Below are 13,001 nucleotides of genomic sequence, written 5' to 3'. Positions count from 1 at the left end.
AGCTCGAAACACGCTGACGCGCTCGGAGCGGTGGCCGCCGTCCGACATCGCTGCGGACCCTGTTGGATGGCGCACGACATTGCGCGAGCCAGCACGCGGCGCGGCGCGCGGCTCATGCCTGGTTTGCGAAAGCGCGGACCGGGAGCTAGTATCGAAACGGCACATGTAACTGGATACGACAGGTTTTCTATCGACCCGCGTGGCGTCGGTCGCATGCGACACGGTCCAGCGGCAACGGTGGTGCTTCGCACAAATGGCTAGCCTTGCGCGTGTGATTCTCGACTTCCAGAGCGGCGAGCTGTCGCGTGACGAGTTCGTCGCGCAGCTCGACAGCGCGTTGGTGACCGAGCAACTCGGTCCGACGCGGCTGCTGGAGATGCTGTACGCCGCGCATCATCGGTCGCCGTTGCCCGACGATCTCTACCAGGAAGTGCGGCGGCGCATCGAGCTACTGCGCGTGTCGAACGTCGCGGCGGGTGGCGAGGAAACCGGCATCCAGACCACGGTCGATCTACCGTCGCTGCGTTCGTCGAGCGCTGGGAGTGCGGGCGCCGCGAGTACTGCCGGCAGCGCCGCGCACGAGACCATCAAAGGCATCGGCGATACGCTGAACAACCGCTTCGTGCTCGAGGAGTGCCTCGGCGTGGGCGGCATGGGCACCGTGTACAAGGCGCTCGATCTGCGCAAGCTCGAAGCGTCGGATCGCAAGCCCTATCTCGCGATCAAGGTGCTGAACGTCCAGTTTCGCGGCAATCCGAATTCGCTGGTCGCGCTGCAGCGCGAGGCGCGCAAGGCGCAGGTACTCGCGCATCGCAACATCATCACCGTCTACGACTTCGACCGCGACGGGCCGATCGTCTATCTGACGATGGAGTACCTGAGCGGCAAACCCTTGAGCCAGCTGCTGCGCACGCCGGGCTATCAGGGCATGCCGGTGCGGGCCGCGCTGCCGATCGTGCGCGGCATGTGCGCGGCGCTCGCGTACGCGCACGAGCGCGGCTTCGTCCATTGCGATTTCAAACCCGCGAACGTGTTTTTGACCACGAATGCCGAAGTGAAAGTGATCGACTTCGGCATCGCGCGCGTATTCCAGCGGCCTGAAGAGGAGAGCGACGCGACGGTGTTCGATCCCGGCAGTCTGGGCGCGTTGACGCCGGCCTATGCGAGCCCGGAGATGATCGAGCATCGCGAGCCGGACCCGCGCGACGATATCTACGCGCTTGGCTGCATCACGTACGAGCTGCTGACGGGACATCATCCGTTCGATCGCCTGTCGGCCACGCAGGCGCGCAATGCCGATTTCAAGCCGCAGCGTCCGGCGAATCTCGATGCGCGACAGTGGCGCGCGTTGCGTGCCGCGTTGTCGTTCGATCGCAATACGCGGATACCGAGCGTCGTGCGCTTTATCGCCGAGTTCGACAATGAAGCGCGCGCGGAGAAGTCCGGGACGCTCGCGTGGGTCGGGCTCGCTGGCCTCGCCGTCGTGTGCGCGGTCACCGTGGGCGTGTTCGCTTTTCGCTCGGGGTCCAGCCGGCAGCACGCCGCACAAACCGAGGCGGCGCGATCGCAGGGCGATCAGGTCGATCGGGCGGCTGGGGCGTCCGCTGTCGCGCCTGCAACGAATGTCGCGCAGACAACGCCTCCTCCGGCACCCGCGCCGAAGCCCGCGTTGATGCTCGCCGCGATCACGCCCACGCTTGCCCAGGTGCCCTGTTCGGCTTTATCGGGCGCGGTGCAGGACCACGCACTGACGGTACGCGGTTTCCTGTCGCAGCGATACGGTGCCGCGCATCTGAAGGAGACATTGGCGGCGCTGCCTGGCGTCGATACGGTTTCGCTAGACGTGCGGCCGCTCGCCGACGATAAATGCGACTTCGTCAAAACGCTCGCGCCGTTTCTGGTGCGCAACTGGCAGGCGGGGCGCGTGGCGTCGCTGCAGATGCGTCCGCCAAGCGGTTTTCTGACCGAGAACGACTCGCTGGTGGTGGACCTGAAAGCGCCGCCGTTCGATTCCTTTGCAACCGTCGACTACTACCAGCTAGACGGCCACGTCGTGCACATGGTGCCCAGTCGTCTGTGGCCGGACAATCAGATGCAGGCGAACGGTGGTCCGTACACGATCGGCAGCAATGCGGGCGATTGGACCGTATCGAAGCCGTTCGGCTCGGAAATGGTGGTGCTGGTGGTGACGCCGGTGCCGCTGTTCGACAAGCTGCGCCCGGAAAGCGAAGCGCGCGCCGATTATCTGCGCGCGCTCGAGACCCGGCTCAAGCAGATTGGCGGTCAATACGGGCAGGATCGCCTGTTGGCGGACTTCGCCCCGATTACGACCAAACCCGCGACGCGATGATCCGTCAGGGAGCCAATCGACACGGCTTTTAGTGCAGATCCTTGACGACGCGAAAACCGTTCTGCGATTGGCGCACGCCCGCGCTGTATTTGAAGCGCGTCGCGCTGAGCATGTAGTCGCCGCCTTCGCGCCATGAGCCGCCGCGAATCGCGCGCATCTCGCAGCCGGGCGAGTCCCACGCGTGGCCATCGACGGGCGCGCCCTGATAGGTGTTGTGCCAGCAGTCGGCGGTCCACTCCCAGACGCCGCCGTTCATGTCGTACAGACCCAGCGGATTCGCGGCGAACGTGCCGACGTTTTCCGGGCCTTCCTTGTGCCACGGGTCGCCGCAGTCCTTGCAATTGGCGTTGCCCTTGCGCATCTGCTCGCCCCACCAGTACGCGGTCGTGGTGCCGGCGCGGTCCGCGTATTCCCATTCGGCTTCGGTCGGCAGACGGTACGGTTTGCCGGTCGTTTTGGAGAGCCACTTGACGTACTGCTGCGCGTCGTCCCAACTGAGATCACGCGCGGGTGCGGTCTTGATGCTATTGCTCTGCGGCGTCAGCTTCTGGCAGGCGCCGGCGGCGACGCACGCATTCCATTGCTCGACCGTCACGGGGAATTTACCGATCGCGAAGGGCGCGCCAATGCTCACGTGATGCACGGGCTTTTCCGACGGATCGTCGGTATTGCTGCCCATTGCGAACGAGCCGGCGGGTACCGCGACCATGACCGGACAGGCCGCGCAGTCGCGGATTTCACCGGCCGTCGGTGGATGGGCGACGGTCTTTTCGGCGAATGGCGCCGCGGCGGCCGTGGCGGGCGGCGTTGGCGATGGCGCGGCAGCGGGGCGCGGCGGTGGCGGCGGCGCGGCTGCGCTGGCTTGCGTCGCGGGATGCGTGACGTGGGCAGGCGGTGTGGGTGGCGCGACGTGACCGCTCTGCGTCGCGGGCGCGGCTGGCGGTGCAGCCGGCGCGGCGCTCACCGCGGGAGCCGATGCCGCCGCGCGCAATCGATCGATACGTGCATGCGCGAGCGTGGCGAAGCGGCCATTCGGATAGGCCTTCAGATAAGCCTCGTAATCGGCTGGGTAGTTGCTGTCCTTGATCGAATCCCAGAACGTGATTTCGTATTGTTCGCCGCTTTCCTTGGGCATGATGCCGCGACTGCGCGGCGTGATGGCGCGACGCTCTGACGTATTCGACGACTCGATAGCGCCTTCGCCACTTGTGGGAATGGATGAACGCGCGACAGAGAGCCACGGTTGTTGCGTTCCGCGTGTAGCGACGCGTACTTCGGCGCCGACCTGTCGGAACAGCGCGGCGAGCGATCGAGACGATGCGTCGGCGTCGTTGAGCGCTTGCAGCAAGGCATCGGTATAGACGCCATGGCGCGGACCGTCCGCCGCGAAACCGCCCGGTGCGGTTGCATAGGCAATCACGGTGTTGGCAGCGATCCTCGGTTTATCGATCGCAACCGCGGCGGGGGCAAATGGATTGTCGAGGCACGTATCGAGAATCACGAGATTGAGCCGGCCAGCACGGGCGGATTGCATCGCATGCAAAACGGTATTCAGATCGACGCCGTTATTCAGTAGCGACACCGGCGCGCGGATGGCGGCTCGCGCATCGAGTCCCGCCGGCAAAAGCAGCGTTTGTGCGCCTACCTGCATGCCGTGTCCGGCGAAATAGAACACTCCGATATCGCCTGTTCGCAATCGTCGTTGAAATTCGTCGATGGCCGCGCGCATTTGCGGCGGCGTAGCATTCGTGCGCGTGATGACTTCGAAGCCACGCGCACGGAGCGCAGCGCCGATCGATTCGGCGTCGCGCGGCGCGTTGGCGCGGATCGGGTTAGTGGCGTCACCGTACTCGCCATTTCCGATCACGAGCGCGACACGCCGCGAATGCGTGTCGTCGCGTGACGAAGCAAAGGGTGAAGGGAGCAAAGCGGTGTCCGCTGGCCGCGCCGGATGACTCGCTACCCAAGCCGGGCTCGGCTCGATGCTTTCACGTTGCGTCGCGGCAGCGGCACCGTCCCACTGCGCCTGGATTGCCCCAACCATGCACACCAGCAGGAATCGTCGCCACATCTTTATATCCCGTTTGTACCGGACAGAGTTCAGGCATTCGTGCACCAGGCTCGCGCTGCCCGCGCTCTTTATTAACGATAGCACGCGCTTTGCGTCACAACTGTCCGGGAGTCCTTAACGCGTCATACGGTTAACGAGCATTGCGTATCTTTTTGGCAAGATACGTCCTAAGCTGATTCACAAAGTCACGTCACACGGTCGTTTTAACTAGGTGGCTGCCTGCCGGATTCAACCCGCGACGTGCCGCTCGAACACCCGGAAGGTCATCGATAGCCGGGCCCCAGCCATGACTCCTGTTCGGGAGAGTGCGCTATGCGAAGAACCCGTGTTTCCTTTCTTTCCGGCAGTCGTGATCCGGCGCAAGCGCGTCGCGGCGGATTACGCGCGGCGGTGTGCGCGACGCTCGTCGCGGTCTGCCTTGGTATCGGCACTGGCGGCGTTGCGCGCGCCGAGCAGACGCCGTCTCCGCCGGGGGCCGAGGAGTACATCATCTGGCCGTCGGATGGCGCGGTGATTCACGGCGGAAAGTTGTGGGTGCGCATGGGGCTGCGCAATATGGGCGTGTGTCCGAAGGGCGTCGCGTTTCCGAATACCGGCCACCATCATCTTCTGATCGACACGGATTTGCCCGCGCTCGATCAGGAGATTCCATCGGATCGCCAGCACCTGCATTTCGGCGCGGGCGAAACCGACGCGCGCATCGAGTTGCCGCCCGGCAAGCACACGCTGCAGCTGATTCTCGGCGACCATAATCACGTGCCGCACGTACCGCCCGTGTATTCGAAGAAGATCACCATCACCGTGCTAAAAAACTAACGCGGTCCGTTCGTTCGAACTGGTCAAGCCGGAACGGAGAGTCCTGATGAAGAAGATCATTGCGGCCGCGGCATTCGTCGCAGCGGCGCTGACGGTATCGACCGCGCCGCAGGGCGCGTGGGCAGCGACGCCGTCGCCGCCCGGCGCCTACGCGTATATCGGCTATCCGAACGATGGCCAGGTGGTGCCCGCCAATAAACCGTTTCGCGTGTGGTTCGGTCTGCGTTTCATGGGGGTCGCGCCGAAAGGCGTGAAGTACCCGAACACCGGCCACCATCATCTTCTGATCGATACCGATCTGCCGCCGATGGATCAGGAGATACCCTCGGATCGCCATCATCTGCATTTCGGCGCGGGCGAAACGGAAACGATGATTTCATTGCCGCCAGGCAAGCATACGCTGCAGCTGTTGATGGGCGACGACATGCATATGCCGCACAACCCGCCGGTGTATTCGAAGAAGATCACGGTGATCGCGCGCTGACTGTCATCGAGCAGCCAACAATGTCGCGCGCGCTGTTGGCTGCGATCCACCATTCACTGGTCTCGCTTCCCCGCTCGTCAGCGTCGGGACAGCGGGTGCGATCTTCCAGACCTTTGCTACAAGGCGTTCAGGACGCGAATGACGAAAGCAAGGCACTCCTGGCATAGCCCATGCATCAGTAGCGCCCGAGCAGACCAGTTGCTCGAACCCCGACGCTCGATGATGCGCTTTCCCATTCCCAGGAGATTTGCCATGAACACGCTGATGATCAAGGACCTGTCCAACACCGAACAACTCGACAGCAAGGCGATGAGCGCCGTGCGCGGTGGCAACGGCTACTACCGCCCAATGCCGTCGTACCTCAGCTACGCGCCCGTCTTTGCGCCGAGCAGCATCAAGAACGTCTCCACGACGCAGATGATCAACACGGAAATGAACATCCAGAGCGCGAACGGCAACGACTCGGCGCTGGTCAGCGGTACGACCACCTACATCCAACCGACCATTTACTCGAGCAACGTCAACAACGGGTAGTGAGCGGCGCACACGCGGCCCGGGCGGCCGCGTGTGCGTGCCCCAACAGGCGCATCGCTCAAAAAGACCGCTAATCCAATCGTCCTTTCCACGCATCCTTCGCGTATCCGCCGCTCCCCGCATCGACTTTTCCGCCGCTTCATTGCCGAAGCCGCGCGGAAGCGGCTCGGGCTGAAAAACCGGGCATCTCGCGCGAAACAGGCGGGTGCAACTGGAGACCACCGTGTCAGCATTGCCGGAATCATCGTTCGATTCGTCGTGTGATTCGCTGGACCTTCAGCGGGTTCCTGCTGAAGCCAGGACGCCTCGCCGCATGGCCCGTGTACTGCGCGGGATCTGCGCGGCAACGATGTGCGCTTTGGCAGTGAGCGCGTGCGTCGACGTCAGCATGCCGGCTTATCAACGCCCGGACACGCCGGCCAAGACATCGTGGTCGGATCGCAATGGCGCGCCGGTATCGGCCGCGGAGACGATCGAGCGCGACTGGTGGAAGGGCTTCCAGGACCCGTACCTCGATACGCTGATCGACAAGGCGATCGACGGCAACTTCGATATCAGGGTGCTGGCCGCGCGTATCGAAGTCGCGCACACGCAGATCAGCGAGACAGGCGCGGCCGCATTGCCGACGGTGGACCTCGGTGCCGGCGCCGACTATACGAAGACGACTGGCCAGCCTTTGACGAAGACGTACAACCTCGCGCTGCAGGTGAACTGGGACATCGACATCTGGGGCAAGGTCGAAAAAGGCGTGCAGGCGCAAAAGGCCGAATTCCACGCGAGCGAGGCGGATTGGCGCGCGGGGTATCTCGAACTCGTCGCGAATGTGGCCAGTACCTATTTCCAGATCCTGCAATTCGACGACCAGATCGCACAGCAGCAAAAGACCATCGCCACGAACAAGCAAATCCTGACGATCTACGAAGGCCAGGCGCGCAATGGGCTCGTGCCGCAAACTCAGGTGTTGCGCCAGCAGGCGGAGATCAACCGGCTCACCAACGATCTCTATGATCTGCGCCGATCGCGGGCGGTCTCCGACAACGCGCTATGCACGTTGCTCGGCGTGCCGGCCGGCGAATTCCATGTGCCGCAGGGCCATTTACAGGAGCGCGTGAAATTGCCGGGCGTGCCCGATGGTTTGCCCGCGCAATTGCTGTCGCGCCGCCCCGACGTGGTGGCGGCCGAATTCAGGGTGCTCGAGGCCTATGACCTCGTCGGTCAGTCGAAGCTCGCGCAATTGCCGAGCATCGGCCTCACCGCGCAAGGCGGCACGGCAAGTTACGCGCTTAACCAGCTGCTGAAGTCGTTCACGTTCGGCCTGATGCCGAGCATCAATTTTCCGCTGTTCGATCCGGGCGTGCGCGCACATGTGAAGGTGACCGAGGCGCAATCGAAAGTCGCCGAGCAGCAATATCGCGTGGCCGTGATGGGCGCATTCGAGGAAGTGGAGAACGCGCTCGTCAATCTGAGTGCCCATAAGGCGCAGCACGCGGAATTGCTGCAGCAGGTGTCGCGCCTGCAGATCGTCGCTGATCAGATCCAGTCGCAACTGCGCCTTGGCGTCGTGTCGCAACTCGAAGTATTCGAAGACGAGCGGACCTTGCTGGAGGCGCAACAGGCGTTGCTGGAAAACCACCAATTGATTCTGTCCGACACGGTAACGCTTTATAAGGCGCTCGGCGGCGGATGGCCAGGTGTCGACGTGCAAGCGCAGGTCAAAGAGAAGTAACGAAACATTGAGCTAATCCACGAGTTGGCGTACCGCGCGGGTATTTCGTCGGCTGACGGCTTATCCGCGGTCTTCTCATCCGGCGATATCCAAATTGACACTCTCGATGCGTGACTTACAATCCTTTAGGGGTCAGCGTTTGCGTGGCTCTTCACGACAATATCGTTGCGCCGTTGTTCTTCGTCCAGTTCGCCCCGCGTTCCCGCCGCGGCAGGTAAACGCTTAGCGATCCAGATAAAATGGCCACCGGCGAAGCTCCGATTGCTGAAATGCGCGTGACAGTGGACGCTGCCTTCGACGTGGTGTTGTCACCGGTTGCCTGCGCGCAGCGCCCCGCGCTCGACGCCATTCGCATCGTCGACAACCTGTTCGCCATCGGCCGCAGCGAAGCGCCGTTCAGCGACTATCCCGCACCATGGACCGCCGCTCTCTCGCGCCGACATGCGCGCGTTTTCATCGAGCATGGCGCGATTTATGTTGCCGATCTCGGCAGCAAGAACGGCACGACGGTCAACGGCATCGCGGTGCGACAAACCCCCGCGCGTGTACGCGCCGGCGATGAACTCTGCTTTGGCGGTGAACTGCGCTATCGCGTCGGCATCGAGCCGCGCGCGCGCGTCGTCACCGGTGGAAGCGCTTCTCCCCTCATTCATCTATTGCTGGTGCCGCAGCGCGATGACCTGGGTCTGCAGCCGGTCGACGTGCTGGCTTTTCCATTTCTGGTCAGTAAAACGGACGAGGTTTTCTCGCGCTACAAAGACCGTTATCCGCACCAGGTCAATTACATTTCCCGGCGCCATGCGCACCTGTTTCTGAAGGGCGGCGAGCTCTATGTCGAGGATCTCGGCAGCACCAACGGCACGTTCGTGAATGGACAGCGGATCGGCGAATCGGCGCTTGCACTAGCGGAGGGCGACGTCGTTGCATTTGGCGGCGACCACTTCGTCTACAGGGTGTCGCTACAGAACTCCGCCGACGTCGAACCCACCGTGACCCAGCTCTCTCTTCAGCCCGCTGTCGACAGTGCCGCCGATGCCGACAAGACGACCTTCGTCGGCGCTGCGCATTCGTTTCTCGACATCTTTTGCGTCGATCCGGCGCTGCAACGCGAAGACGAAGTGAATGACGCGGCGCAGCCGGGCTCCGCGCGCGCGAAGCGTGACGGAGTAGGGACGGCAAATGGCGCGCAGGGCGCCAAAGGTGCGCAGGCGGGGCATCCCGCCGATACGAGAGACGGCGCGAACGAAAGAAGCGGCAAAGCTAAAAGCGCGGCAAGAGGTAAGCCGCGTCGCTGGAAGATGGTCGCCGGCGAACTCCACAAGGCGTTAGCGGACGGCGAGCGCACCAATGTGCGGCGCGCGGCGGCATGGGGCGCAGCGGGTATCGCGATCGTGGTTGCGCTTGGCGTGGGCCTTTATCTGCACGGTTCATCGGAACGGGAGTTGAAGAGCCTGCTCGCGAGCGGTGATTACTCGAGCGCCCTCACGATGGCGCGCGGCTATCTGGCCACGCATCCGGCGGACACGAAAATCAGCTCGCTCGCGAGCGAGGCGTTGTTGAAAGCGAACTTGCCGGGCTGGATCGAAGCCGTGCAAGAAGCGCAGTTCGACCAGGCCGACACGCTGCTGAAGAACATGAGGGCGTTGAGCGGAAATGACGCCGATGCCGCGTCGCTGGTCGGCGAATTGCAATGGGTCGGCGATCTCGAACGCTTCGTCGCGGCGCGTGGCGGCGTCGACGCGCCGATCCGCATGTATACGGACGAAGCGACGATCAACGGTCTGCTGCACCGCTGGGACGACGACGCGGCGAGTCACCAGCGCGCGCTCGATCGGATTGCGAGTTACGTGCCGGTCTTCGCGGAGCCTTACGCACACACGCTCAGCCATCTGCGCAAGCTCGAAAGCGACGATTCGGTGTACGTCGCCGCGATCGATCGGCTCAATGGCGTAATTCATACCGAACTTTCGCGCGACAAACCCGAGGCGCTGCCGCCGGTACTCGACGATTACGCGCAGCGTTATCCTCGGCTCGCGGGGCTCGATAGAATGCGCGACGATTTGCGCCAATACACCGGGTTGCTGAATGCCGCGTTGAGCCGTCAATTGACGTCGTTGCTGGCGATGATGAAAACGGTGCGCTTCAGCACGCCGCCTTTTCAGGCGCAATTCCAGCAGCTTGCGTCTACACGCTTGCCGTCGCCGGATATCGTTCAACGGCAGGACGCAGTCGATGCCGCGTGGCAGCGCGGCGACGCGCAGCAGGCGCTGAACGATTTGCAGTCGATGCCGGCGAGCCCGTGGTCCGATGTGCTCGCGGCCGAAGCGACGCACAAGAAGGCGTTGTCCGATCAATACAACGATCTGCGGAAAACGCGTGACGGGAAAGATTACGACCAGCGTCTGCTGTCGTTCTACGCGAGCCTCGATCCGCGGACCGACGCATGGTTCGTGCAGGCGATCCAGAAAGACGTGGCCGCATTGCATGACAAGGCACTCGCGCATGCGCAAGATCTGCTGGTGCGCGCGCAAAGCCTGTGGAAAGAGTACCGCGCGAACGGCCCGATCGGCGGCACGCAGCGGCTCGAAGCCGGCATCTCGCCGGGCTTTCGCAACGAGGCGCGTCTGCTGAGCGAGGCGCAGACGGCGGCACGCCAGGGCATGCGCATCTATACGCAGTTGAAGGCCGATCATCCCGCCGACTTCGATCGCCTGCTCGCGGATATCGAAGCCGAAGCGAGTTTGCAGCGCCGCTCGTTGACCGAGTTGCGCATGGTGCTGGACCCTGGGCTGCTGAAAGCGAAGCTCGCGTTGATTGGAGGCGATCAGAGTGAAACGCGATCCTCACCCTAGACCGTTGTCGGAGGCGCTCGAAGATCATAGCGTCGAAGGCATTGCGATTCTGACGTCCGAGCCGGTGCGGATTGCGCGCGCGCTGATCTGGGCGATGGTCGCGCTCGTCGTGTCGGGTTTGCTGTGGTCGTTCGTCGGCCGCGCGGATGTGATCGTCAGTGCGCCCGGCACGTTGTCGCCGGAATCGGAAGTGCGGCGCATCTATACGCCGATCGACGGCGAACTCGCGGATCTGTATATCGCCGAGGGGCAGCCGGTGTCGAAAGGCGACGTGCTCGCGCGGCTCAATGCGCGCGGCGCAATCGAGGCAGCGAGCAACGCGTTACAGGCACAAGTGAAGCTCGAAGACGCCGAACGCGAATGGAAGCAGTTCCCGGAGAAGAAGGCGTTGATGGAACGCAAGGCCGCGTCGTTGAAGGCGCAACTCGAAGTCGAGGAGCGCTTGCACGAGAATCGCGTTTCAGAAGGCACGACGAAGCTTGCCGAAGGGCAGAAGGCCGAACTCGACGAAGCGCGCAGCTCGCTCGACAACGCGCGCCGCACGCGCGAAGCGGCGAATCAGGAACTCGATCGCTATTCGCGGCTGTTCGCGCAGCCGGGCGGCGGTGGCATTGCCGAATTACAGGTCGAGCAGAAACGCACGGCCGCGCTCGAAGCGGATAACGCTTACCGTGTCGCGCAGTCGAAGCTGGCCGAGCTCGACTTTCGTCTGAGCCATGAATACGCGCAGGCCAATGCGCAACTGGCGACGAGCGGCCAGCAAAGCACCGATCTGCAGCTGCAATACGATCAGGCGGTGCGCGACATCACCGATGCGGAAGACAAACTGCGCGTGCAACTGCAAAGCGCGCGCCTCGAAGCCGATGCCGCCGCGCGGGTGCGTTTCGAGAACATCGATAAAGACAATTTTCTGCTGATTCTCGCGCCGGTTTCAGGCGTGATCACCGACGTCACGTCGACGCAGCGCGGCGACAAGATTCAGGCGAATGCACCGCTCGGCGGCATTGCGCCAAAAGACGCGCGGCCCGTGCTGAAGATCGAAATCTCCGAACACGACCGCGCCTTTCTGCACGTGGGCCTGCCTGTCAAATTGAAGTTCAACGCGTTTCCTTACCAGCGCTACGGGTTGATCAGCGGCACGCTCGCATATATCTCGCCGGCCACGAAGCCATCTGCGCAGGACAAGCAACCGGTCTACGAAGGCCGTGTCACGCTGGACAAGGACTACTACCAGGTGGCCGGCACGCGTTATCCGCTGCGTTACGGCATGACCGCCAATGCGGAAATCGTCGTGCGCGAGCGGCGCCTGATCGACCTCGGTCTCGATCCGTTCAGAGAGGTGGCGGGTTGAGCGCGCGAATCAAACATCCACGAAAGGAGCCGAGCAAATGACCGCGATAGTGCGTATCGATGACGAAGTCGTGGACGTGGACGAGTTCATTCGTCTTCTGAAACTGACCGGCCAGTTCGAGAGCCTGGTCGAGCAGATCGTGCGCGACAAGCTTACCGTCCATGCGGCGAAGAAGCAGGGCGTCGCCGTCAGCGCCGACGAAATCCAGCAGCGCGCGGACCAGTTTCGCCGCGTGCGCGGGCTGCATCGCGCGGCGGACATGAATCATTATCTCGACGCGCTGCACGTGAGCCTCGACGAATTCGAGGCGTTCATTACCGACGGGCTTTATCAGGAGAAGATGCTCGACGACATCGGTAACGACGCGGCGATCCATGATTACTTCGCGCTGAATTCACCGAAGTTCGACGCGATCGAAGTCAGCCATATCGTGCTCGATAGCGAAGGCAAGGCGAAGGAAATGATCTCGTACCTGCACGACGACCCCGACGCCTTCGGCGAGATGGCGCGCGAGCATTCGATTGCCGATACGCGCGAGTCGGGCGGCGTGATCGGCAAGGTACTGCGCGGTTCGCTGAAGCCCGATATCGAGGCGAAGATCTTCAATGCGGCGGTCGGCGATCTGCTTGGGCCGTTTCCGTCGGCCGACCGTTCGTGTTTCGAGATCTTCGCGGTCACGGCCAAATATCCGGCCACGCTCGATGCCGACGTGGCCACCGAAATCCGCCGTTTGCTGCGCGAGAGCTGGCTCATTGCCCGCGCCCAGGAACACGTGATCGAAGCGCGCTAGTGCCCGACTAGCGCCCGATAAAGCGAG

9 protein-coding genes are annotated in these 13,001 nt (G+C 63.1%); 8 read left to right on the top strand and 1 reads right to left on the bottom strand.

All coding sequences use genetic code 11. The features are described 5' to 3' along the window. The first annotated feature begins 253 nt into the window (after positions 1-253). Positions 254-2,350: a protein kinase domain-containing protein gene (locus OKW29_RS16065; protein WP_429291729.1), complete on the top strand. Its 2,097-nt coding sequence runs from the start codon at positions 254-256 to the stop codon at positions 2,348-2,350. 28 nt (positions 2,351-2,378) lie between these two features. Here the strand turns inward: OKW29_RS16065 and OKW29_RS16060 are convergent, their stop codons facing one another. Continuing rightward, on the bottom strand, positions 2,379-4,421 hold the full coding sequence (locus OKW29_RS16060) for an SUMF1/EgtB/PvdO family nonheme iron enzyme (protein WP_429291728.1): 2,043 nt from the start codon (positions 4,419-4,421) through the stop codon (positions 2,379-2,381). A 312-nt stretch (positions 4,422-4,733) separates the two neighbouring features. Here OKW29_RS16060 and OKW29_RS16055 point away from each other — a divergent pair, with 312 nt between their 5' ends. The 7 genes from OKW29_RS16055 (at position 4,734) to OKW29_RS16025 (ending at position 12,974) form a co-directional block, all read left to right on the top strand. Then, a complete protein-coding gene (locus tag OKW29_RS16055) occupies positions 4,734-5,237 on the top strand; it encodes a DUF4399 domain-containing protein (RefSeq protein ID WP_429291727.1) in 504 nt (167 codons plus the stop codon). Between the two features lie 46 nt (positions 5,238-5,283). Beyond that, positions 5,284-5,721, top strand: a complete 438-nt coding sequence (locus OKW29_RS16050; RefSeq protein WP_090807583.1) for a DUF4399 domain-containing protein — start codon at positions 5,284-5,286, stop codon at positions 5,719-5,721. A gap of 252 nt (positions 5,722-5,973) precedes the next feature. Beyond that, positions 5,974-6,255, top strand: a complete 282-nt coding sequence (locus tag OKW29_RS16045; protein ID WP_429291726.1) for a hypothetical protein — start codon at positions 5,974-5,976, stop codon at positions 6,253-6,255. 313 nt (positions 6,256-6,568) lie between these two features. Next, on the top strand, positions 6,569-7,981 hold the full coding sequence (locus OKW29_RS16040; RefSeq protein ID WP_184072878.1) for an efflux transporter outer membrane subunit: 1,413 nt from the start codon (positions 6,569-6,571) through the stop codon (positions 7,979-7,981). Positions 7,982-8,220: 239 nt separating this feature from the next. Further along, entirely contained in the window at positions 8,221-10,833 is a 2,613-nt protein-coding gene (locus OKW29_RS16035) for an FHA domain-containing protein (protein WP_429291725.1), read from the top strand. After that, positions 10,811-12,184 carry an HlyD family efflux transporter periplasmic adaptor subunit gene (locus tag OKW29_RS16030; protein WP_429291724.1) on the top strand — a complete coding sequence of 458 codons (1,374 nt, stop codon included), beginning with the start codon at positions 10,811-10,813 and terminating at the stop codon, positions 12,182-12,184. The genes OKW29_RS16035 and OKW29_RS16030 overlap by 23 nt, the downstream gene beginning before the upstream one ends. A gap of 37 nt (positions 12,185-12,221) precedes the next feature. Further along, positions 12,222-12,974 (top strand): peptidylprolyl isomerase, encoded by a 753-nt coding sequence (locus OKW29_RS16025; RefSeq protein ID WP_184024541.1) that lies wholly within the window; start codon positions 12,222-12,224, stop codon positions 12,972-12,974. Positions 12,975-13,001 lie beyond the last annotated feature (27 nt).

The organism is Paraburkholderia sp. CI3 (assembly GCF_050436505.1).
Lineage (GTDB): Bacteria > Pseudomonadota > Gammaproteobacteria > Burkholderiales > Burkholderiaceae > Paraburkholderia > Paraburkholderia tuberum.
This window is presented reverse-complemented; position numbering and strand designations above follow the sequence as displayed.